The organism is Nocardioides sp. Z38_18 (assembly GCF_058215695.1).
In genome coordinates this window covers 124,421-145,234 of record NZ_JBZAJE010000002.1, presented here as the reverse complement: position 1 = coordinate 145,234, position 20,814 = coordinate 124,421, and the positions used below count along the sequence as shown (strand labels likewise).

The window sequence follows — 20,814 nt, the reverse complement described above, 5'->3', positions numbered from 1 at the left end:
CCCGCTCTAGGGTTCGTCCACGGGGTCGGGACTGCCCCCGAGGTTGGGAACTTCGTTCGGCGCGATCTCGCGGACCTGCCAGTGGTCGTCCGCCCACTCCCAGACCTGGGCCTCGGTGAGTCCTTCACGCGACGGCGGGTTGTCCTGATCTTGGTTCTGATCCTCCGAGTGGGTCATCTTTGATGCGTACCCATATCGCCGGTGGAGTAGTCCGCCGGGACGGTGCGGGCGAGCTCGTCGGCACGGCGGACAGACCCGGTTCCTGAGCGGGGAGAGGGCGCCGAAGGTGAGCATCACCTTCCTGGGGTGGCATGGAAGCCGGGGCTACCGTCGATCGGACCGTGTTCTGGACCCGATTCCTGCAGGAGGAACCATGAGCGCCGTCCTCGAGATGCCGCACGTCACCGGCTGCACCGCCACCTCGTGTGGCTACAACCACGACGGCTGCCACGCGTTCGCCGTGAGCATCGACACCGGGGCGAACTGCGCCACGTTCCTGCCCACGAACGACAAGGGCGGACTCGACGTGGTAGCCCAGGTCGGGGCATGCCAGCGCCAGGACTGCGTGCACAACACCGACCTGGAGTGCCTTGCCCCGGCGATCGAGGTGGGCGGCTCCTCCGACAAGGCCGACTGCCTGTCCTACCAGGCTCGCTGAGCCCCCGACGGGGCCGCGGGGCCGCCGCGGCCGGTGGGTAGCCTGAGCCCGTGACTCTCAAGGTGGGCGTGCTCGGCGCGCTGGGCAAGGTCGGACGTGCGGTCTGCGACGCGGTCGAGGAGGCCGCCCGCGAGGACGGCGACCTGGAGCTGGTGGCTCGCGTCGACGTGGGCGACGACCTGCAGACGCTGGTGGACAACGGGGTGCAGGCGGTCGTGGACTTCACCCATCCCGACGCGGTGATGGGCAACCTGGAGTTCTGCGTCTCCCACGGCATCCACGCGGTGGTCGGGACGACCGGCTTCGACGCGGACCGTCTCGAGACCCTGCGCGGCTGGCTGGCTGACAGCGAGGGCACCGGCGTGCTGGTGGCTCCCAACTTCTCCATCGGTGCGGTACTGATGATGCGGTTCGCGACCGAGGCCGCACGGTTCTACGAGTCCGTGGAGATCGTCGAGCTGCACCACCCCGACAAGGCCGACGCACCCTCCGGCACCGCACGTCGTACGGCGGAGCTGGTCGCGGCCGCCCGCGCCGAGGCCGGCCTCGGCCCTGCCCCCGACGCCACGTCCACCGGCCTCGAGGGCGCCCGCGGCGCCGACGTCGACGGCATCCGGGTCCACGGCCTGCGCATCCGCGGCCTGGTCGCCCACCAGGAGGTGATCCTCGGCGGCGTGGGGGAGACGCTGACGATCCGGCACGACTCGCTCGACCGGGTCTCGTTCACCCCAGGGGTCCTGCTCGGGCTGCGCAAGATCACTGGGCACCCGGGGCTGACCGTCGGCCTGGAGAGCTTCCTCGAGCTCTGACTGGGAGGGTCCCGAAGGCCCAGCAACAAGCGGTCCAGCCCGAAGAGCGGACGTTGCCGGCGAGTCCCGATTTGCTCCGTTCGACATCGGTGGTCCTGGAGGCTCCATACAGTGAGCGGCGTGGCTCTTGACCCTTCCGCCGAGTACGAGCGCGTCAGTGAGAAATATGCGCCCCTGCGGACGTCGGACGTCGCCTTCTATGTGCTGGCCCTCGGCATCTTGGTAGTCGCCAGCCGCTTTCGTCAGGTGGATTGGTACTTCTTCGCTGGCCTGGTGGGCGGGGCGGTTTCGTGGGAGGTGACCAAGTTCAGGCTTCGCCGCATCGCACGCCACTTCGCTGACGCAGAACGCTGAGCGAGCGAGCTGGTCGCCTCCGGCGCATCCTTGGTCCTCCACATGTACAGCAGCGGTCAGTTCGAGTGGTTCGAGGGTGACGGCCCAACGAAGACGTGGGCTGAGGTCAGGCCCTTACGTCATCTCCGTGCAGCCCACCAGCAAACAGCTGGGTGAACATGCGCTGTGGAACGCCGGGGTTTGAGAAGACGAGGACGGCAACCAGCTCCTCTACCTCACGGGTTTCTGCTGACCCCAACGGTCACGAGGGGCCTTGGCGGGACCACCAACGTCGGCGTGGCTGCTCTTCTGAACTACCCAACGGGCGCAGGGCGAAGATCGCCGACTCAAGCAGAGAGTCTTCCGGCTCAGAGAACCAGTAGAAGTCGGCCTCGTCGAGGGCCTCTTCGACAAGGTCCCTAGGAAGCATGAAGTCATGCCCGAGAGAGGTCCACCATCCCCAACGAGGCTCAAGTTCGCCTTCGGGACTTCGGCCGCTGTCGGGGGCATGGAACAGGAAGACGATGCGACCCTGGGACGGGCCAGACAGTGCCAGGCCGACCCGCCCTTGCGGTGGAAGATTGTCGATGTCCATTTCCTACGCCAATCGGTCGGCGGACGTGCGCCCATCGTGACGTGCCACTTGCGGCACTGGCCAATCCGCTGGTGACGAGGCGTTGACCCGCTCGGGTGCCATCCGCACAGTCTGCCCCCAGCGTGGACACCCAGTTACGAATCCCCGCGGGCACCTGCGGACTGTCCAACCCCGGCCGTGTCAGCTCAGCAGCAGGACCACGGTCTCCGCGACACAGGCGGGCTTGTCCTCGTTCTCGATCTCGATGACGTACTTCAAGGTCAGCTGCTTGCCGGCGGGGATGTCGGCGAGGTCGCCGATGGTGACCTTGGCGCGCACCCGGGAACCGACCCGCACGGGGTTGGGGAACCGGACCTTGTTGACGCCGTAGTTCAGCTTCGCGCCGGGGGTGTCGAGCTTGAAGACCTGGTTGCCGAGCCACGGCACGAGCGACAGGGTCAGGTAGCCGTGGGCGATGGTGCCGCCGAAGGGGCCTTCCTTGGCACGCTCGACGTCGACGTGGATCCACTGGTGGTCCCCGGTCGCGTCGGCGAACTGGTCGACCCGATCCTGGGTGATCTCGACCCAGTCACTGGTCCCGATCTCCTCACCGGTGGCGGCTTCGATCTCCTCGGACGTGGTGAACACGCGCATGTGCGGGACCTCCTGGGACGTTCATCGGCTGGGTGTTGAATGGGTCTGTGCCCGAACCTATCGTTCTCACGCCCGACCTGGTCAGGGCCGTCCCCAAGGTGCTGCTGCACGACCACCTCGACGGTGGCCTGCGGCCCGCCACGATCGTCGAGCTGGCCGGGGAGATCGGGCACGACCTGCCTGCCGGCGACGCCGAGTCCCTGCAGCGCTGGTTCACCGAGTCCGCCGACAGCGGTTCCCTGGTGCGCTACCTGGAGACCTTCGACCACACCGTCGCGGTGATGCAGCGCGCCGACCACCTCAGCCGGGTGGCGCGCGAGTGCGTGGAGGACCTGGCGGCGGACGGGGTGGTGTACGCCGAGGTCCGCTACGCCCCCGAGCAGCACCTGCAGCAGGGGCTCACCCTGGAGGAGGTCGTGCGGGCCGTCCAGGACGGCTTCGACGAGGCGATGGCCGCCTCGGGCGGGCGGATCGTCGTACGGCAGCTGCTGACCGCCATGCGGCACCAGGCACGCTCCCGCGAGATCGCCGAGCTGGCCGTGCAGCACCGCGACGACGGCGTCGCCGGGTTCGACATCGCTGGCGCGGAGGACGGCTACCCGCCCACCCGGCACCTGGACGCGTTCGAGTACCTCCAGCGCGAGAACGCCCACTTCACGATCCACGCGGGCGAGGCGTTCGGGCTGCCGTCGATCTGGCAGGCGATCCAGTGGTGCGGCGCCGACCGGCTCGGCCACGGCGTACGGATCATCGACGACATCGAGGTGCGCGACGACGGGACGGTCGGCCTGGGCCGGCTCGCCCAGTACGTGCGCGACAAGCGGATCCCGCTCGAGCTGTGCCCGCACTCCAACGTGCAGACCGGCGCGGTGAAGTCGATCGACGAGCACCCCATCGGCCTCCTCTCCGACCTGCGGTTCCGGGTCACGGTCAACACCGACAACCGGCTGATGAGCGGCACCTCGATGAGCAAGGAGATGTCCGCGCTGGTGGAGGCGTTCGGCTGGGACCTCGAGGACCTCGAGTGGGTGACCGTGAACGCGATGAAGTCGGCGTTCGTGCACTTCGACCAGCGGCTGCAGTTGATCGACGAGGTGATCAAGCCCGGGTACGCCGCGGTGCGGCAACAGAGCTAGGTAGGCCTTCTCGGGCACGCAGACGCGCGGACACAAGTTCTCGGCCACGGCATCTCCGATGGGGCAAACCGGCGCAACATAGGCACCCCTGCGAACTTGTGTCCGCGCGTGTGCGACCGGGGACTGGCGTGGTGCTCAGTAGGAGGGGGTAGGTCGGACCCGAGCCGTGATCTGCCGGTGCGCGTCGTCGGGTGGGAGCACCCGGCAGCCGAGCTCCTCCGCGCGCCGGACGACCGAGCGCTGGGCCAGCAGCAGGTGCAGCCCGCGCCGGACCAGCACGAAGGGGGGCTTTCGGTGCTCGCGCAGGTCGCGGGCCAGCCGCCGCAGGAACGTCACGACGGGCTGCTGGGTGACGCACACGGCGTCGGCCACCAGGCCGCGGGCACGGCAGTCCGCGACGATCTCCTGGGCGAAGATGCCCTCGGCCACGAAGTGCGCCGCCCCCGCGAGGTCCAGCGCCCGGTGGGCGGTGCGCGCACTGGTCGCGATGTCGTAGACGGGGGCGTCGGTGCGGCCGCTCTCGCACAGCTCCTCGATCGCGGCCATCGCGGCGGTGTGGTTCCAGGAGCGCGCGTCGTCCCAGTCCACGATCGGCTCACCGCCGGCGAGGTCGATCCGGGGCAGCGACGGGTCGTCGCCGTCCTTGTAGAAGTCGTCGAGCCGGAGGACCGGCAACCCGAGCCGTTCCGCCAGCCGGGACTTGCCGGACCCGGAGGGACCGGCGAGGACGATCACCTGCGCGCGCACTCGGGGATCATTTCATCCCGTTGGTGGCGCCCTGGCCTCAGATCCCCATCGGGTGCCAGACGGTCTTCGCCTCCTGGAAGATGGTCATCCGGTCGAGCGCGGGGGCGGCCAGCAGGTCCTCGGGCTGCGGGCGGCGTACGCGCTTGAGGTTCTCGGCCGCCTCGATCTCGAGGTTGCGCGCGAGCTCGGGGTCCTCGACCCCGGTGAGGTCGATGCCGTTGACGTCCATGTGACCGGCCAGCCAGGGCCCGATCTCGGCCTGGGGGCCGGTGAGCACGTTGACGACGCCGCCGGGCACGTCCGAGGTGGCCATCACCTCGGCGAGGGTGATCGAGGTGAGCGGGTACGGCTCGCTCGCGATCACCACCGCGGTGTTGCCGGTGACGATCACGGGCGCGATCACGCTGACCAGCCCCAGCAGCGGCCCTCTGGGTGCCACCACGGCGATCACGCCGCTGGGCTCGGGGGCGGTGTGGTTGAAGTACGGTCCCGCGACCTGGTTGGCGCCGCCGGTGACCTGCGCGATCTTGTCGGCCCACCCGGCGTACCAGACCAGCCGGTCGACGGCGGCGTCGACGTAGGTGCGCGCCTTGGCCGAGGTGAGGCCCTCGGCGGTGCGCAGCTCGGACTCGAACTGCTCGCGGCGGTCCTCGAGGACCTCCGCGATCCGGTAGACCACCTGTCCGCGGTTGTACGCCGTGCGTCCCGACCATCCGCCGAACGCCGCCCGCGCGGCCGTGACCGCGTCGCGGGCGTCCTTGCGCGAGGCGTGCGAGGCGTTGGCCCAGAACTTGCCCTTGGCGTCGGTGACCTCGTAGGAGCGCCCCGACTCCGAGCGGGGGAAGGCCCCGCCGATGTAGAGCTTGTAGGTCTTGCGTACGTCGATGCGTGTCACTTGAGGTATCCCTCCAGTCCGTGGCGGCCGCCCTCGCGGCCGTAGCCCGACTCCTTGTAGCCGCCGAAAGGGCTGGCGGGGTCGAACTTGTTGAACGTGTTGGACCACACCACGCCGGCGCGGAGCTGGCCGGCCACCCACAGGGTGCGCGAGCCCTTGTCGCTCCAGATGCCCGCGGAGAGGCCGTACGGCGTGTTGTTGGCCTTCTCGACCGCCTCCTTCGGCGTCCGGAAGGTCAGCACCGAGAGCACCGGCCCGAAGATCTCCTCGCGGGCGATCCGGTGCGCCTGGGTGACGCCGGTGAAGATCGTCGGCGGGAACCAGAAGCCGCGCGACGGCAGGTCGCACGCGGGGGCCCAGCGGCCCGCGCCCTCGGCCTCGCCGACGTCGGAGAGCTCGCGGATCCGGGCGAGCTGCTCGGCGGAGTTGATCGCGCCGACGTCGGTGTTCTTGTCCAGCGGGTCGCCGACACGCAGCGTGCCCATCCGGCGCTTGAGCCGCTCGAGCACGTCGTCGGCGACGGACTCCTGGACCAGCAGCCGGGAGCCCGCGCAGCACACGTGGCCCTGGTTGAAGAAGATGCCGTTGACGATGCCCTCGACGGCCTGGTCGATCGGGGCGTCGTCGAAGACGATGTTGGCGGCCTTGCCGCCCAGCTCCAGGGTGACCTTCTTGGTCGACCCGGCCACCGACCTGGCGATGGCGCGGCCGACCTCGGTGGAGCCCGTGAACGCGACCTTGTCGACGCCGTCGTGGGAGACGAGCGCCTGGCCGGTGGCCCCGGCGCCGGTGAGGATGTTGACCACGCCCGGGGGCAGGTCGGCCTGCTGGCAGATCTCGGCGAACAGCAGCGCGGTCAGCGGCGTGGTCTCGGCGGGCTTCAGCACCACCGTGTTGCCGGTCGCCAGCGCCGGGGCGATCTTCCAGGCCAGCATCAGGAACGGGAAGTTCCACGGGATGACCTGGCCGGCGACCCCCAGCGGCTGCGGGTTCGGCCCGCTCTGCCCATTTCCTGGCAGGGCGTACTCGAGCTTGTCGGCCCAGCCGGCGTAGTAGAAGAACGTCGCCGCCGCCTGCGGGACGTCGACGTCGCGGGACTCCTTGATCGGCTTGCCGTTGTCGATCGACTCCAGCACCGCGATCTCGCGGGCGCGCTCCTGGATGATCCGCGCGATCCGGAAGAGGTACTTCCCGCGCTCGGCGCCGCTCATCCGCGACCACACCCGGGTGTAGGCCTTGCCGGCGGCCTTGACCGCCGTGTCCACGTCGGCCGCGTCCGCCTCGGCGACCTCGGCCAGCACCTCCTCGGTGCTGGGGGAGATCGTCTTGAACGACCCGCCCGCGGCGGGGTCGACGAACTCGCCGTTGATGAACAGCCCGTAGGAGGACTTGATGTCGACCACCGACCGCGACTCGGGCGCGGGGGCGTAGTCGAAGACCCCGCCGGCGGTCGAGGTGGTTGAGCCTGTCGAAACCACGATGTCTCCTAGTCCAGGGTGAAGTAGTCGGGACCGGAGTAGCGCCCGGTCGTGATCTTGGTGCGCTGCATCAGCAGGTCGTTGAGCAGCGAGGACGCGCCGAACCGGAACCAGTCCGGGTCCAGCCAGTCGGCGCCGGCGACCTCGTTGACGGTCACGAGGTACTTGATCGCGTCCTTGGAGGAGCGGATGCCCCCGGCCGGCTTCACACCGACCATCTGCCCGGTCGCTGCCCGGAAGTCGCGGACCGCCTCGAGCATCACCAGGGTCACCGGCAGGGTCGCGGCCGGCTGCACCTTGCCCGTGGAGGTCTTGATGAAGTGGCCGCCGGCCATCATCGCCAGCCAGCTGGCCCGGCGTACGTTGTCGTAGGTCTGCAGCTCACCGGTCTCGAAGATCACCTTGAGGTGCGCGAGCGTGCCGTCGGGGCGGACGCAGGCCTCCCGTACGGCGACGATCTCCTCGAAGACCTGCAGGTAGTGGCCGGAGAGGAACGCGCCGCGGTCGATCACCATGTCGATCTCGTCGGCACCCGCCTCGACCGCGTCCTTGACGTCGGCCAGCTTGATGTCGCGGGCGGCGCGGCCGCTGGGGAAGGCCGTGGCCACCGAGGCGACGTGAACGCCCGAGGAGCCCAGGGTCTGCTTGGCGAACGGCACCATGTCGGGGTAGACGCAGACCGCCGCGACCGGGGGGCACGTCGGGTCGGCGGGATCGGGCCGCATCGCCTTGGAGGCGAGTGCCCGCACCTTGCCGGGAGTGTCCGCTCCCTCCAGCGTGGTCAGGTCGACCATCCGGATCGCCAGGTCGATCGCGACCTCCTTGGCGCCCGCCTTGATCGACCGGCTGCCCAGCCCGGCTGCCCGCTGCTCCACGCCCACCTGGTCGACACCGGGAAGGCCGTGCAGGAACCGTCGCAGCGAGCTCTCCGAGGACGTCACGTCGGGGAAGAAGCTCGTCGTAGCACTCTGCGTCGTCACCGAAGCAGTCTAGGCGTCCGCTCCTCGCGCCCATGCCCGGCGCGAGTCGTAAGGTCGGCACATGACCTTCGAGCTCTCCGAGGACCACGAGCAGTTCCGCCGCAGCGTGCGCGACTTCGCCGAGAAGGAGATCGCCCCGCACGCAGCGCAGTGGGACCGCGACCACCACTTCCCGGTCGACGTGGTCCGCAAGATGGGCGAGCTCGGCCTGTTCGGGCTCACCGCGCCGGAGGAGTACGGCGGCGCGGGGGAGGACGGCGACTTCACCAGCCTGTGCGCGGCGATCGAGGAGATCGGCCGCGTCGACCAGTCGATGGGGATCACCCTGCAGGCTGCCGTGGGCCTGGGGATCAACCCGATCCTGACCTACGGGACCAAGGAGCAGAAGGACACCTGGCTCCCCGACCTGGTCTCGGGGGAGAAGCTGGCCGGCTTCGGGCTCACCGAGCCCGGTGCCGGGTCCGACGCGGGAGCGACCCGCACCCGAGCGGAGCTGCAGGGCGACGAGTGGGTGGTCAACGGCAGCAAGCAGTTCATCACCAACTCCGGCTCGGAGGTCACCAGCTTGGTGACGGTGACCGCCCGCACCGGCGAGCGTCCCGACGGGCGCCCGGAGATCTCCACGATCATGGTGCCGGCGGGCACGCCCGGGTTCACCGCGGAGAAGGCCTACGACAAGCTCGGCTGGCACGCCTCCGACACCCACCCGCTGTCCTTCGAGGACGCGCGCGTCCCCGCGGATCACCTGCTGGGGGAGCGCGGGCGGGGCTACGCCCAGTTCCTGGCCACCCTCGACGACGGCCGGGTGGCGATCTCGGCGCTCTCGGTCGGCTGCATCCAAGCGTGCCTGGAGATGTCGGTGGCCTACGCGGGGGAGCGGCAGACCTTCGGCGGCCCGATCGGGCGCAAGCAGGGGGTCGCCTTCCAGATCGCCGACCTCGAGGTGATGCTGCACGCAAGCCGGGGCCTGACCTACCGGGCGGCGGCGCTTAAGGACGCGGGTGCGCCGTACCAGCAGTTCAAGCAGGCGGCGGCGGTGGCCAAGCTCTACTGCACCGAGTCCGCGGTGACCGCGACCCGGATCGCGACCCAGGTCTTCGGCGGCTACGGGTTCATGGAGGAGTACCCCGTGGCCCGGTTCTACCGGGACGCCAAGGTCCTCGAGATCGGCGAGGGCACCTCAGAGGTGCAGCGGATGCTGATCGCGCGGGGACTCGGCCTGCCGGTGGAGTGAATGGTCGGCGTCCGACTCAGTCTGCGACGCTGAGGACCCAGGCTGCCTGGTCGCCCCGAGACTGCCGGTTCAGGGCGTCTGCCTCCCGGCGCCAGCTCCGGATCTGCGCCTTCGTGAAGCTCGACGACGTGGGGTCGATGAAGTGGGAGTGCTCCGAGACGAGCGGGATGTCGCGGGCGTACTGCTCGCTGGCCCAGAACTGCGCCTCGTTGGAGTCGTCCGCCACCGCCTCCACCCGCAGCCCCAGCTCCTCGCACATCAGGTCCATCGACCGGCGGGTGAACAGGGTCATGTGCCGGGGTGCGTCGCACCCGAGCCAACAGGTGCCGTAGCGCTCGAAGGCCACCGAGTCGATGGTGGGCGTCCGGACCAGGATCCGCCCACCGGGGGCGAGGCGCTCGCGGGCCTGCTGCAAGGTCTCGCGAGGGCTCGGCACGTGCTCCAGGCTGTGGTGCAGCATCACGAGGTCCCAGGTGCCCTCCACCTCGGAGAGCTCACGGCGAAGGAGCTGGGCGCTCCTGCCGATCCGTCGGTCTCCTGTCGCGAACGGGTCGATGCCGGTGACGCCTTCGAGACCCACCAGGTCCAGGGCGAAGACCAGCGTCCCGGAACCGGCGCCGACGTCGAGCACGGAGGTCTGCATTCCGCGGGGCAGCCCGGCGAGCCGGATCGAGGAGAACAGCGAGACCAGGGTCCGGAACTCCCGCGAGGGAACCACGGCCGCTGCCCTGCTCACGGCGCGGTGGGGACCGAAGAGCACCGAGCGCCCGACCAGCTGCACCACCTGGCGCACGCCTGCCCGGCCCATGACCGAGGCCGGGTCGTCGTCGAAGGAGTAGTAGGCCGAGGAGTCGTAGTAGCGGCCCATCGAGTCGGGGATCTCCTCGATGAACAGCGAGCCGCAGTGGTCGCACTCGAGGTAGGTGAACGACTCCGGCATCCCGAACATCCGCTCCGGGATCTCGAGGCGGCGCGAAGTGACCACCTGCTGGCACACGGGGCAGGGACGGACCTGGCTCATGGAGTGAGCCTAGAGGTCGGTCCCTCTCGTGGGCCTGAGGTCCTCGAGTGCCGTCCCGGCCGGCCGTCTGAAGGAGAAGTGCCGGTGGGCGAAGTAGGTGGAGACGACGGAGAGCCCGCCCGCCGCGCACTGCGCGAGCACGACGTGGAGACCGGCCACCTCCACGAAGACCGGAAGCAGCACCGCGTTGAGGCTCAGCGCGGCGAGGTTGACGACCTCGAACCGGGCGAGGTCGGTCCAGACGTGACCGCTCACGCGGAAGACGAACCTGCGGTGGAGGACGAACGCGCACAGCACGGCGACCACGTGGGACAGGCCCAGCGTCGCCATGTACCGAACGAACCCGTCGCCGAGGAGGTAGTGGAAGGCGATGAACAGTGCCAGGCCGTTGAGCGTGTTGAAGCCGCCCACGATCAGGAAGGCGATCCGCCGGTCCCTGAAGAGACGCAGGAACGGCCCGGGTGGGGCCTCCTCGGACGGTGGTTCGAGGGCCGCCATGCCGTGTCCGTCCACTCCCGAGGTTCGCCTGTGGCCTTGACTATAGTCGGGCTCGTGCCAGCCGATGTCGCCCCATACGAGAGCGAGCACCTGGTATCCGTCGTGATCCCCTGCTACCAGGCCGCCAGGCATCTCCCGGCGATCATCGAGGAGATCGCCCGGTTCACGGCGACCTCGACCTCGCCCGGCGGCACCGCCTTCCGGGTCACTGAGGTCCTGCTGGTCCACGACTGCGGTCCCGACGACTCGGCGAGGGTGATCCGCGAGATGGAGGCGGCGCACCCGTTCGTGCGCCCGATCTGGCTCAGCCGCAACTTCGGCCAGCACGCCGCCACGCTCGCCGGGATGGCCTCGGCCGGGGCGGACTGGATCGTCACGATGGACGAGGACGGCCAGCACGACCCGGCGTACATCGGGGGCATGCTCGACGTCGCGCTGGAGCGGCAGTCCAGCGTCGTCTACGCGCGTCCCACCAACGCCGCTCCGCACGGACCGCTGCGCAACACCGTGTCCTGGGGAGCCAAGCGGGTCGTCACGAGCCTCAGCGGGGGCGTGGACGCCTCGGTGTTCCACAGCTACCGCCTTATCCTCGGCGAGGTCGGCCGCAGCGTGGCCGCCTATGCCGGCTCGGGTGTCTACCTCGACGTGGCGCTCGGCTGGGTGGCCGACGGCGTGACCACTGCACCGGTCAAGCTGCGGGACGAGGGGGAGGGGCGACGCTCGGGCTACTCGGCCCGCAAGCTGCTCTCGCACTTCTGGCGGATGGTGCTCACCGGCGGGACCCGCGGTCTGCGGATGGTCAGCATCCTCGGCCTGGTCTTCGCCCTCCTCGGGCTCGTCTTCGCCGTGTTCCTCGTCTACAACCAGCTCACCCACCCGACGCCGACTGCGGGCTGGACCTCGCTGATCGTGGTGATCCTGATCTCCACGGGCGCGATTCTGTTCTCCCTGGGCGTGATCGCGGAGTACGTCGGGGTGGCGGTCAACATGGCGATGGGCAAGCCGCTCTACCTGATCACCCAGGATCCCTCGAGGGGCCCCCTTGGCCGCGCACGACCCCGCCCCTGAGGCTGCTCGTACCCGAAGGCGGCCCGGACGGGTCGCTCTGGTCGTGGGCGCCCGCGGGCTCCTCGGCAGCGGCGTGTGCCGCCGTCTCCGGACGCTGGGGCGGGAGGTGCGCACCACCGTGGTCCCGTGGGGGGACCACGGTGGTTCAGTGGCGGCGCTGCTGGAGGCCGCCACCGCCTTGCCTGCCGAGCGGTGGGAGCTCTACTGGTGCGCCGGAGCCGGGGTGGTGGGCAGCACCGCGGAGGAGCTCGCGGCCGAGGTCAGGGTGCTCGAGGAGTTCCTCGGCCAGTGGCAGCCGGACGCCAGCAGCGGGTCGTGCGGTCTCTTCCTGGCGTCCTCCGCAGGCGGGGTGTACGCCGGGTCGGCCGGTGCCCCGTTCACCGAGCACACCGCTCCCGTCCCGCTGTCGCCCTACGGGAACGCCAAGCTCGAGACGGAGGAGATCGCGACCGCGTTCGCCGTACGCTCCGGCGCGGCCCTGCTGGTGGGCAGGCTCTCCAACCTCTACGGCCCGGGCCAGGACATCACCAAGCCGCAGGGGCTGATCTCCCAGCTGTGCCGGGCCCAGCTGACCCGCCAGCCGCTGAGCGTCTACGTCTCGACCGACACCATGCGCGACTACCTCTACGTGGACGACGCGGCCGCGATGGCCGTCTCCGGCCTGGAGGCGGTGACGAGCCGCGGCGCGCGGGCGCTGAAGGTCCTGGCCAGTGAGCGGTCGACCACGATCGCCGCCGTGCTCGGCGACCTGCGCCACGTCACCCGCAAGCGCCCGCCGGTCGTCCTGGGCACCTCGCCCAACGCACGGTTCCAGGTGCACGACCTGCGCCTGCGCTCGGTCGCCTGGCCGCACACGGCCGCGTTCGTGCGCACGACCCTGCCCGCGGGCATCTCGGCGACGCTGGCCTCGGTCCGCTCCCAGGTGCTGGCCGGCTCCCACCCCGAAGGAAGCAGATGACCCAGTCGGTGACCGACCAAGGGACCGCGGTCGAGGGGGATGACCCGGACGTTGCCCGGCCCCGCGAGCGCACGCGGGCCAGGCTCGCGGGGGCCCTGGCGTGGCCGGGCGCCCTGGTGCTCACGGTCCTGGTGCTCGCGGCGGTGCCGCTGCTCTTCCACCAGCGCTACTACTTCTCCGGCGACACCCAGGCAGGTGCGGTGGGGCAGTGGTACTACCTCGGCACCCAGCTGCGCGAGGGCACCTGGCCGCTGCTGGACCTCGGGACCTGGCGGGCGGGGAACTTCGTCGCCGAGGGGCAGTGGGGACTGTTCAGCCCGCTGACCATCCTGTTCGCGCTGGTCACGACGGTCGTGCCGAACCTGGTCGTGTTCGTGACCGTGCTCAAGGCCGGACTGCTCGTGGGCGGGGCCCTGGGCCTCTACGTCCTGGCGCGCTCCTACGGCGCCTCGAAGCCCGCGGCGTACCTCGGCGGGGTGGCGGTGACCATCGGAGGTGCCACCCAGTACCTCGAGTCGCCCTCGTGGGTGACCGGCCAGATGGTCTGGGCCCTGCTGCCCTGGGCCTGGTGGTCGTTCAGGCGCCTCTCCGACCGGTCGGCCAGCCCCGCGCCGGCACTGCTGTTCGGGTTCCTGATCGTCTCCGTGGGCTACGTCTACGGGACGCTCTACCTGATCGTGGTCATCCTGGCGTGCCTGCTGGACGCGGCCGTGGCCCGGCAGCGAGCCGCGTTCCTCCGGACCCTGGTGGCCGGGGCGCTCAGCGGCCTCGTGGCCGTGACGGTCTACCTGCCGGGCCTGCTCACCGCGAGCGTGACCACGCGCGGGACCTGGGAGGTGCTCAGCGACGGCCGGCTGCAGGGCGACGTCCCGGGCCTGCTGGCCTCGATGCTGCCCACCGTGATGTCACCGACCGCGGCCTTCGCGCCCGTGCACTTCGTGGCCTGGTTCCTGCCGATGCTGTGCTGGCTCGACCGCGAGCGGGTGCGCGAGCTGTTCCGGCCGATGCTCGGCGCCTACCTGCTGCTCGTGGTGTTCGTGGCCTGGACGATCGGGCCCAACCAGATGGGTCCGATCCGGTGGCCACTGAGGGTGATGCCCGAGGTCGTGCTGGTGGCCGTGCTGGTCACGGTGGTGCTGCTCTCCCGGGCGCTCGACCGCCGGCCGCGGCGCTCCGCCCTCGTGATGAGCGCGGCCTGGGTCCTGGCCGCGGGCTTCCTCGTGGTGTCGAGGTTCTGGACCGAGAAGGCGATGACCGCAGTCTCGGTGCTCATCGTCCTCGCCGGGCTGGCACTGATGTGGCGAGTGGTCGAACGCCGTGGCTTCGGGCCGCTGGCCGCCGGTGTGGGAGCCGCGTTCTGCCTGGTCACGGTCGTGGTCCAGCACGCCTACTACCCGTCACCGTCCTCTGCGGACCGGCACATGTCCGCGGACCCCGCCGACTACCGGCAGGTCGCCTCCGACGCCCGGGGGGACACGATGCTGATCGGCGACCCGGAGCAGCTGGTCCTGGAGCGGCCGCGCGCCACCCGCGACCAGCTCGTCGGGTCCTCGTGGTTCCTCACCGACAAGCCGGTGCAGAGCGTCTACACCACCATCGGGTACACCGAGTACAACCGCCGCTACTGCTTCATCTACCACGGTGGGACGTGCCCGGAGGCGCTCGGGCGGCTGTTCTCCAAGGAGCCGGTCACGGGCCTCAAGCGCGTCGACCTCCTCTCGGTCAGCAGCCTGCACCTCGTGAAGAAGAACTGGCCGCGCGAACGGCTGCTCGATCCGCCGAAGGGCTGGTCGGTGGGCGGGGAGAGCCGCTGGGCGGTTACCTGGGTGCGTGACGAGGTGCTGCCGCCCGCGGGCGGCGTGGTGTGGACCTCGCCGGGGCTGGAGGTCCGTGAGACCTCGGTGGAGACCCGGTCGGTGCGGCTCCGCGTGGGCTCCGTGCCGCAGGGCGGCGGCCAGGTCGTGCTCAGCCGGCTGGACTGGCCGGGCTACTCCGTCGACGGGGCCTCGCTGTCCAAGGACCCCGTGGACTCCTACCTGGTCACCCTCGACGTGCCCGAGAGCGCCAGTGGCAAGGAGATCGAGCTGAGCTGGTCCCCACCCGGCTGGGGGATCGAGGTCACCACGCTCACGCTGGCCCTGGGCCTGGGACTGCTGTGGTCCGTGGCTGCGGCCGCCGGGCCGCGGCTCGCCCGGTTGCGGTCGAGGCGGCGTCCTAAGAGGTAGCCGGCGCGTGCATCCGGCGGCCGAGGTAGAGGTAGACCAGCCGTCGCTGGAAGGCCCGCAGGGTGGCGCGCGCGTTGCCGAGGCGTACGTCGCGCCGGCTCAGCAGCCCGGGGGCGAGCTCGGCGAGCTGCCGGTGCATCTCGGCGGCGGAGCGGGCCTGCTCACGGGCCAGGGAGACGCTCCACTGCGTCGCGCTGATCCGGAACGACGCCAGTGCCCCGGGAGCGGTGGCGAGGTCGCCGTCGAGCAGCACCCGGCAGTAGGTCGCCTGGTCGATCATGAAGCCGGGGTCGCCGTGCCATCCGCCCGCGGCCTCGAGCGCCTGCCGCCGGATCATGGTGCAGCACGGCTCGCCGAAGATGTTGGCCCCGCGCAGCACCGAGCGGCGTACCGCCTCGCGGCCGCTGACCCGCCCGGAGAGACCCGCCAGGCCGTGCTCGCGCACCACCGGGCTGCCCGAGGCGTCGACGATGTCGCGCGCCGATACGACCATCGCCACGCCCTCGCCGTGCTCGTCGAAGGTGGCGACCTGGCGGGCCAGTGCCTCGGGGTGCAGCAGGTCGTCGCCGCAGACGAGCTTGACCAGCTCACCGCGGGCCTCGGAGGTGACCCTGTTCCAGTTCCGCTCGGCTCCGCCGCCGGTCGGCGTCACCAGCAGGCGCAGTCGGGGGTCGGCGGCGAACTCCTGGAGGATCTCCCAGGTGCCGTCGGTGGAGCTGTGGTCGGCCACGACCACCTCGAAGTCGTCGTAGGTCTGGGCGAGCACGGACTCGAGGGTCGCCCGGACGTACTGCGCGTTCTGGTAGGTGGGGATCACCACCGAGACGCGGACCGGCGCAGCCATTGCTCAGCTCTCGGTTCGCGGTGCGGTGCTGCCGGCCAGGGAGGCGGTGAAGGCCTGCGCCTCGTCCCAGGTGGCGAGCAGGCCCTGGTCGCGGACCTCGGCCAGCGTCGGGGCCGCCTCGTCCTTGGGGGAGAGCAGCGTGGGCAGGGGGCTGCCGTCGCGGGCGGTGGTCGGCCACTCGATGCCGATCTCCGGGTCGAGCGGGTGGATGCCGTGCTCGCGGCCGGGCGCGTAGGGAGCCGAGCACAGGTAGTTCACGACCGTGTGGTCCTCCAGCGCGAGGAACGCGTGGCCGAGCCCCTCGGGCAGGTAGACCGCCCGGCGGTCCACGTCGTCGATCAGGACCGCGTCCCACTGGCCGAAGGTCGCCGACCCCACGCGCAGGTCGACCACCACGTCGAAGGCAGCGCCCTGGACGCAGGTGACGAACTTGGCCTGGCTGGGCGGTAGCTGCGCGAAGTGGATCCCGCGCAGGGTGCCGGCGGCCGAGACCGAGCAGTTCGCCTGGGCGAGGCGGAAGGGGTGGCCGGTGGCCTCCACGAAGTCGTCCTCACGGAACCACTCCAGGAACACCCCCCGGTCGTCCCTGTGCTGGACAGGGGTGAGCTCGAAGGCACCGGACACGGAGAGCGGGCGAACCATCACCGCCGAAGATTAACGGGTCGCTACCCTCAGTGCGTGACATGGCTGGTAGCAGGAGCGCGCGGAATGCTGGGCACGGACCTCTGCAGGGAGCTCGGTGCCCGTGGCATCGACTTCACTGCCCTGGGCAGGGGTGACCTCGATTTGCTCGACGCCGGTGCGGTCGGTGCCGCGGTGGCGGGGCACGACGTGGTCGCCAACTGTGCTGCCTGGACGGCGGTCGACGACGCCGAGACCCAGGAGGCCGAGGCCTTCGAGGTCAACGCGGTCGCGGCGGGCCTGCTGGCGCGGGCGGCCCGGGCCAACGGCGCCCGGATGGTCCAGGTCAGCACCGACTACGTCTTCGCCGGTGACTCCACCACCCCGTACGACGAGGAGGCGGCGCTCGCTCCGCGGTCGGCCTACGGGCGCACCAAGGCGGCCGGTGAGTGGGCCGTGCGGGCCGAGGCGCCCGAGGACCACCTCGTCCTGCGCACCGCCTGGCTGTACGGCGCACACGGCGGCTGCTTCCCACGAACGATCGCCCGGGTCGCGGCGGAGCGCGGAGCGGTGAGCGTGGTCGAGGACCAGGTCGGCCAGCCCACCTGGACCCGTGACGTCGCCGACCTGATGATCCGCCTCGTCGAGGCGGATGCCCCCTCCGGCACCTGGCACGCCACCTCGGGAGGGACGGCCTCCTGGTTCGAGTTCGCCCGGTGCGTCGTCGAGGCGGCCGGTCAGTCGCCGGACGTGGTCAGCCCCACCGACTCGGCGACGTTCACCAGGCCGGCGCCGCGCCCGGCGTACTCCGTGCTGGGACACCGCCGGTTCCACGAGCACGGCATCGCGCCGATCGGGGACTGGCAGGAGCGCTGGGAGGCGGCGTCCTCAGAAGTCCTGGTCGATCATCTGCAGTAGGTAGGTCCCGTAGCCCGACTTCAGCAGCGGCTCGGCGCGCTCGCGCAGCTCGTCGTCGGTGAGCCAGCCCTGGCGCCACGCGACCTCCTCGGGAGCGCCGATCTTGAGGCCCTGCCGGTGCTCGATGGTGCGGATGAAGTTGTTGGCGTCGTTGAGCGAGTCGAAGGTGCCGGTGTCCAGCCAGGCGGTGCCGCGCTCGAGCACCTCCACGGAGAGCAGGCCGCGGTCGAGGTAGTGCCGGTTGACGTCGGTGATCTCGTACTCGCCGCGGTCCGAGGGCTTCAGGCCGCGGGCGATCTCGATCACCTCGTTGTCGTAGAAGTACAGACCGGGGACGGCGAAGTTGCTCCGGGGCCGCTGCGGCTTCTCCTGGAGCGAGATCGCCTTGCCGTCGGAGTCGAACTCCACGACGCCGTACGCGCTGGGCTCGGAGACGTAGTAGGCGAAGACGGTGGCGCCCTCGCGGGTCTCGAAGCGGCTCAGCTTGCGCCCGAAGCCGGGGCCGTAGAACAGGTTGTCGCCGAGGATCAGGGCACTGGAGTCGTCGCCGATGAAGTCCGCGCCGATGGTGAACGCCTGGGCCAACCCGTCGGGGGAGGGCTGCTGGGCGTAGGTCAGCGAGATGCCGTAGGCGCTGCCGTCGCCGAGGAGCCGCTGGAAACCCTCCGCCTCGTGGGGGGTGGTGATGATCAGGATGTCGCGGATCCCGGCGAGCATCAGCGTGCTCAGCGGGTAGTAGATCATCGGTTTGTCGTAGACCGGGACCAGCTGCTTGCTGATGCCCAGGGTCAGTGGATGGAGTCGGGAGCCGGTTCCACCGGCGAGGATCAGGCCGCGCATGCGTTCATCTTGTCAACTCGTTGCGTAGCCTGCACCCATGGGACTGAGACTCGGCCGGATCGGAGGCGAGGCGGCCAAGTTCTCGGTGGTGAACCTCGGGGCCACGGTGGTCGCGGTGGTGCTGTTCAACGTCCTGGTCCACGGCGTGCCGATGGCCTTCAACCCCGGGCCGCTCAACGGGTGGCCGGTGACGTCCTGGTTCATCGCCAACTGCGTCGGGATGGGGCTGAGCTTCTACGGGAGCCGTCGCTACGCGTTCAAGAACCGCCGGCCTTCGGGCGTGGGCGGTGGTGCCCTGAAGTACGCCGTGGTGAACCTGGCCTCGTTCGTCATCCCGATGGCCTGCCTGTGGATCACGCGCAACGTCCTGGACTGGCAGTCGGCGCTCGCCGACAACGTCTCGGCCAACGTCGTCGGGGCCGCCCTCGGGATGGCGTTCCGCTTCTGGGCGTTCCGCCGCTTCGTCTTCAAGCGGAACCCGATCGCGCTCGGCGCCGGGCCGGGGTCAGCGGTTCCAGAACTCCGTCCACACGAACCCGAGCTCGTCGAGCATCAGCCGCAGCAGGGGAAGGCTGATGCCCACGACATTGTGGGGGTCCCCGGTCACGCCCGAGACGAAGGCTCCGCCGAGACCGTCGAGTGTGAAGGCGCCCGCCACGGCTGAGGGCTCGCCGGTGGCGACGTAGGCCTCGATCTCCTCGTCGGAGACCTGCGCGAACCGCACCTGGGTGGCCGCGGAGCGGGCCAGCCAGACCTCGCGGTGGGTGTCGATCACGCAGTGACCGGTGTGCAGCACGCCGGCCCGGCCGCGCATCTTCTTCCAGCGGGCGATCGCCTCGGCCTCACTGGCCGGCTTGCCGAGGATCTCGCCGTCGAGGGCGAGGACCGAGTCGCAGCCGATCACGATGGCCCGCTTCTGCCCGGCCGCCACGGCGACAGCCTTGAGCTGCGCCAGCTTCAGCGTGTAGTCGGCCGGCTCGGTGTGCTCGAGCTGGGACTCGTCGACGCCGCTGACCACCACCTCGGGGGAGAGGCCGGCATTGCGCAGCGTCTTGAGCCTCGCGGGGGAGGCGGAGGCGAGTACGAGACGCGGAGGGGTGGCCACGATCGGGCAGCCTAGTCGCCGGCCCCGACAGGCCGGGACTCGCTCTGCAGCCTGGCCTCGAGGTCGCGGCGGAACCGGGGGTCCACCAGCGGGTGGGTGGTCCGGTGGACGGAGCGCTGCACGATCTCGAGCACCACGGTGTCGGCCTTGAGGATCTCCCGGATCAGGGTGTCGCGCGGGTTCGCCTCGGCCCACAGGAAGCTGCCCTCGGCGAACGCGTGCTGCAGGGTGGGCAGACCGTAGTAGGCGAAGGAGTCGCCCGCCAGCAGGGTGCGACCGGGGACCAGCCCGGCGGCGGGTCGGGTGCGCCAGGTGTTCAGGCCGTAGGTGTCCTTCTGGGGCCGGTAGCGAGCACTACCCGGCTTGGCGGTGACCGACGTGCCGTCGACGACCACCCCCGGCGCCTGCTCGCGGAAGAACAGCCCCGCGAGCACGGTCAGGTCGCCGCGGCGCTCCTGAGGGGTGGGGGTCAGCGCGAGCGGGGTCTCGGAGCCGGTGAGCTTGCGGCGGAGCAGGTCGGTGAAGACGGCGCTGCCGCGGTTGCCCCAGTGCGTGTCGGTCTTCCAGTACAGCTGCTCGCCCCGCTCGCTCCTCGCGACGAGTCGCTGGTGCAGCGGCACCGAACGGGGGTGGTCGATCGCGTCGAGGGCGGCAGCCTGGCCAGCCATCCCGCGGCGCGCGCACTCCCCGTGGGGCAGGGCGTCGGGCAGGGCGTCCTGCTGCACCGAGGACTTGTTGGGTGCGACCGCGAACACCACCGACCGCCCGGACCGTTCGATCACCTCGGCGAGCCTGGCGAGGTTGCGCAGCCCGCGGGCGAAGCCCGGGCCCGCCTCGCAGGCGCTGTCGAACTCAGGGCCGTAGAACAGGTAGCCCTGCTTGCCGCGGACGACCTCGGGTGAGCGAGTGACGACCTCGCCGTCGGGCTTCGTCTCGGTGCGCCCCATCGTGGCGGCGGTGCGGGGGAGCGAGTCGAGCGCGAAGTAGTCGATCCACGAGCTGAGCCGGACGGCCTGCTGGCGCCCGGGCAGGTGGTCGGCCGCCCACACGGGCACGGCGTCGAGGAGGTCCCAGCCCTCGGCCGGGTCCGGGGCCGGGGCGAGCGGGCGGTTCTCGAACGCGACGGGTCGCTGGCCGGCGGCGTACAGCACGGCCGGGCCGAAGACGAAGCTCGCCGCGACGAGCAGCGCGAGCAGGCGGTAGGGCTTGTCCATGGTC

At 70.7% G+C, this 20,814-nt stretch carries 22 protein-coding genes and 1 pseudogene; 10 read left to right on the top strand and 13 right to left on the bottom strand.

The annotated features are described in order from the left end of the window. Positions 1-6: 6 nt before the first annotated feature. Complete coding sequence (locus AC4BGC_RS11800) at positions 7-177, bottom strand: hypothetical protein (RefSeq protein ID WP_490548276.1); 171 nt, start codon at positions 175-177, stop codon at positions 7-9. 196 nt (positions 178-373) lie between these two features. Between AC4BGC_RS11800 and AC4BGC_RS11795 the strand changes: the two genes are divergently transcribed. The 3 genes from AC4BGC_RS11795 (at position 374) to AC4BGC_RS11785 (ending at position 1,821) form a co-directional block, all read left to right on the top strand. Next, the gene (locus tag AC4BGC_RS11795; RefSeq protein WP_490548277.1) at positions 374-658 is read left to right on the top strand and encodes a DUF1540 domain-containing protein; all 285 of its coding nucleotides are present in this window, start codon (positions 374-376) and stop codon (positions 656-658) included. A 50-nt stretch (positions 659-708) separates the two neighbouring features. After that, positions 709-1,467: a 4-hydroxy-tetrahydrodipicolinate reductase gene (dapB, locus tag AC4BGC_RS11790; RefSeq protein ID WP_490548278.1), complete on the top strand. Its 759-nt coding sequence runs from the start codon at positions 709-711 to the stop codon at positions 1,465-1,467. A gap of 120 nt (positions 1,468-1,587) precedes the next feature. Continuing rightward, positions 1,588-1,821, top strand: a complete 234-nt coding sequence (locus tag AC4BGC_RS11785; protein WP_490555912.1) for a hypothetical protein — start codon at positions 1,588-1,590, stop codon at positions 1,819-1,821. A 754-nt stretch (positions 1,822-2,575) separates the two neighbouring features. Here AC4BGC_RS11785 and AC4BGC_RS11780 read toward each other — a convergent pair. Beyond that, positions 2,576-3,028 (bottom strand): MaoC family dehydratase, encoded by a 453-nt coding sequence (locus tag AC4BGC_RS11780; RefSeq protein WP_490555911.1) that lies wholly within the window; start codon positions 3,026-3,028, stop codon positions 2,576-2,578. Between the two features lie 47 nt (positions 3,029-3,075). Here AC4BGC_RS11780 and AC4BGC_RS11775 point away from each other — a divergent pair, with 47 nt between their 5' ends. After that, complete coding sequence (locus tag AC4BGC_RS11775; protein ID WP_490555910.1) at positions 3,076-4,164, top strand: adenosine deaminase; 1,089 nt, start codon at positions 3,076-3,078, stop codon at positions 4,162-4,164. Between the two features lie 135 nt (positions 4,165-4,299). Here the strand turns inward: AC4BGC_RS11775 and AC4BGC_RS11770 are convergent, their stop codons facing one another. The 4 genes from AC4BGC_RS11770 to deoC are packed head-to-tail and all read right to left on the bottom strand — an operon-like array spanning position 4,300 to position 8,264. Next, entirely contained in the window at positions 4,300-4,911 is a 612-nt protein-coding gene (locus AC4BGC_RS11770) for an ATP-binding protein (RefSeq protein WP_490555908.1), read from the bottom strand. Between the two features lie 37 nt (positions 4,912-4,948). After that, positions 4,949-5,806 (bottom strand): aldehyde dehydrogenase family protein, encoded by an 858-nt coding sequence (locus tag AC4BGC_RS11765; RefSeq protein WP_490555906.1) that lies wholly within the window; start codon positions 5,804-5,806, stop codon positions 4,949-4,951. Continuing rightward, entirely contained in the window at positions 5,803-7,284 is a 1,482-nt protein-coding gene (locus AC4BGC_RS11760) for an aldehyde dehydrogenase family protein (protein ID WP_490555905.1), read from the bottom strand. The genes AC4BGC_RS11765 and AC4BGC_RS11760 overlap by 4 nt, the downstream gene beginning before the upstream one ends. Positions 7,285-7,292: 8 nt before the next feature. Then, positions 7,293-8,264, bottom strand: a complete 972-nt coding sequence (gene deoC, locus AC4BGC_RS11755) for a deoxyribose-phosphate aldolase (RefSeq protein WP_490555904.1) — start codon at positions 8,262-8,264, stop codon at positions 7,293-7,295. A gap of 61 nt (positions 8,265-8,325) precedes the next feature. Here deoC and AC4BGC_RS11750 point away from each other — a divergent pair, with 61 nt between their 5' ends. Next, on the top strand, positions 8,326-9,498 hold the full coding sequence (locus tag AC4BGC_RS11750; protein ID WP_490555902.1) for an acyl-CoA dehydrogenase family protein: 1,173 nt from the start codon (positions 8,326-8,328) through the stop codon (positions 9,496-9,498). Between the two features lie 16 nt (positions 9,499-9,514). Here AC4BGC_RS11750 and AC4BGC_RS11745 read toward each other — a convergent pair whose 3' ends face one another. Both AC4BGC_RS11745 and AC4BGC_RS11740 read right to left on the bottom strand, forming a co-directional pair. Beyond that, positions 9,515-10,519, bottom strand: coding sequence for a class I SAM-dependent methyltransferase (locus tag AC4BGC_RS11745; RefSeq protein ID WP_490555901.1), 1,005 nt, complete (start codon positions 10,517-10,519; stop codon positions 9,515-9,517). A 9-nt stretch (positions 10,520-10,528) separates the two neighbouring features. Beyond that, a complete protein-coding gene (locus AC4BGC_RS11740) occupies positions 10,529-11,017 on the bottom strand; it encodes a GtrA family protein (protein WP_490555899.1) in 489 nt (162 codons plus the stop codon). A gap of 54 nt (positions 11,018-11,071) precedes the next feature. Between AC4BGC_RS11740 and AC4BGC_RS11735 the strand changes: the two genes are divergently transcribed. Genes AC4BGC_RS11735 through AC4BGC_RS11725 form a run of 3 tightly spaced genes read left to right on the top strand, consistent with a single transcriptional unit; the run spans position 11,072 to position 15,268 of the window. Next, positions 11,072-12,085, top strand: coding sequence for a glycosyltransferase (locus tag AC4BGC_RS11735; protein ID WP_490555898.1), 1,014 nt, complete (start codon positions 11,072-11,074; stop codon positions 12,083-12,085). A 43-nt stretch (positions 12,086-12,128) separates the two neighbouring features. Then, positions 12,129-13,043, top strand: a complete 915-nt coding sequence (locus AC4BGC_RS11730; protein ID WP_490555896.1) for an NAD-dependent epimerase/dehydratase family protein — start codon at positions 12,129-12,131, stop codon at positions 13,041-13,043. Further along, the gene (locus AC4BGC_RS11725) at positions 13,040-15,268 is read left to right on the top strand and encodes a hypothetical protein (RefSeq protein ID WP_490555895.1); all 2,229 of its coding nucleotides are present in this window, start codon (positions 13,040-13,042) and stop codon (positions 15,266-15,268) included. The genes AC4BGC_RS11730 and AC4BGC_RS11725 overlap by 4 nt, the downstream gene beginning before the upstream one ends. Here AC4BGC_RS11725 and AC4BGC_RS11720 read toward each other — a convergent pair. Next, positions 15,258-16,112 (bottom strand): glycosyltransferase family 2 protein, encoded by an 855-nt coding sequence (locus tag AC4BGC_RS11720; protein WP_490548293.1) that lies wholly within the window; start codon positions 16,110-16,112, stop codon positions 15,258-15,260. The two genes, AC4BGC_RS11725 and AC4BGC_RS11720, sit on opposite strands and share 11 nt — an antisense overlap. A gap of 3 nt (positions 16,113-16,115) precedes the next feature. Continuing rightward, a complete protein-coding gene (locus AC4BGC_RS11715) occupies positions 16,116-16,754 on the bottom strand; it encodes a dTDP-4-dehydrorhamnose 3,5-epimerase family protein (protein ID WP_490557178.1) in 639 nt (212 codons plus the stop codon). Between the two features lie 36 nt (positions 16,755-16,790). On the opposite strand from AC4BGC_RS11715, the gene rfbD reads away from it, so the two are divergent. Beyond that, positions 16,791-17,651, top strand: a complete 861-nt coding sequence (gene rfbD, locus AC4BGC_RS11710) for a dTDP-4-dehydrorhamnose reductase (protein WP_490555894.1) — start codon at positions 16,791-16,793, stop codon at positions 17,649-17,651. On the opposite strand, the gene rfbA is transcribed toward rfbD, so the two are convergent. After that, positions 17,622-18,491 (bottom strand): glucose-1-phosphate thymidylyltransferase RfbA, encoded by an 870-nt coding sequence (gene rfbA / locus AC4BGC_RS11705; RefSeq protein ID WP_490555892.1) that lies wholly within the window; start codon positions 18,489-18,491, stop codon positions 17,622-17,624. The genes rfbD and rfbA overlap by 30 nt on opposite strands. A gap of 37 nt (positions 18,492-18,528) precedes the next feature. On the opposite strand from rfbA, the pseudogene AC4BGC_RS11700 reads away from it, so the two are divergent. Further along, positions 18,529-18,948: pseudogene (locus AC4BGC_RS11700) on the top strand (GtrA family protein); the annotation flags it as partial. Positions 18,949-18,996: 48 nt separating this feature from the next. Here the strand turns inward: AC4BGC_RS11700 and AC4BGC_RS11695 are convergent. Further along, the gene (locus AC4BGC_RS11695) at positions 18,997-19,596 is read right to left on the bottom strand and encodes a Maf family protein (RefSeq protein ID WP_490548296.1); all 600 of its coding nucleotides are present in this window, start codon (positions 19,594-19,596) and stop codon (positions 18,997-18,999) included. 11 nt (positions 19,597-19,607) lie between these two features. Continuing rightward, complete coding sequence (locus tag AC4BGC_RS11690) at positions 19,608-20,810, bottom strand: alginate O-acetyltransferase AlgX-related protein (RefSeq protein ID WP_490555891.1); 1,203 nt, start codon at positions 20,808-20,810, stop codon at positions 19,608-19,610. Positions 20,811-20,814: the final 4 nt, after the last annotated feature.

Bases quoted from the DNA above. Each gene is read 5' to 3' on its own strand.
- AC4BGC_RS11690 (WP_490555891.1), bottom strand. From the start codon at position 20,810: ATGGACAAGCCCTACCGCCTGCTCGCGCTGCTCGTCGCGGCGAGCTTC.
- AC4BGC_RS11715 (WP_490557178.1), bottom strand. From the start codon at position 16,754: ATGGTTCGCCCGCTCTCCGTGTCCGGTGCCTTCGAGCTCACCCCTGTC.
- AC4BGC_RS11795 (WP_490548277.1), top strand. From the start codon at position 374: ATGAGCGCCGTCCTCGAGATGCCGCACGTCACCGGCTGCACCGCCACC.
- AC4BGC_RS11745 (WP_490555901.1), bottom strand. From the start codon at position 10,519: ATGAGCCAGGTCCGTCCCTGCCCCGTGTGCCAGCAGGTGGTCACTTCG.
- AC4BGC_RS11720 (WP_490548293.1), bottom strand. From the start codon at position 16,112: ATGGCTGCGCCGGTCCGCGTCTCGGTGGTGATCCCCACCTACCAGAAC.
- AC4BGC_RS11780 (WP_490555911.1), bottom strand. From the start codon at position 3,028: ATGCGCGTGTTCACCACGTCCGAGGAGATCGAAGCCGCCACCGGTGAG.
- rfbA (WP_490555892.1), bottom strand. From the start codon at position 18,491: ATGCGCGGCCTGATCCTCGCCGGTGGAACCGGCTCCCGACTCCATCCA.
- AC4BGC_RS11740 (WP_490555899.1), bottom strand. From the start codon at position 11,017: ATGGCGGCCCTCGAACCACCGTCCGAGGAGGCCCCACCCGGGCCGTTC.
- AC4BGC_RS11800 (WP_490548276.1), bottom strand. From the start codon at position 177: ATGACCCACTCGGAGGATCAGAACCAAGATCAGGACAACCCGCCGTCG.
- AC4BGC_RS11750 (WP_490555902.1), top strand. From the start codon at position 8,326: ATGACCTTCGAGCTCTCCGAGGACCACGAGCAGTTCCGCCGCAGCGTG.
- AC4BGC_RS11725 (WP_490555895.1), top strand. From the start codon at position 13,040: ATGACCCAGTCGGTGACCGACCAAGGGACCGCGGTCGAGGGGGATGAC.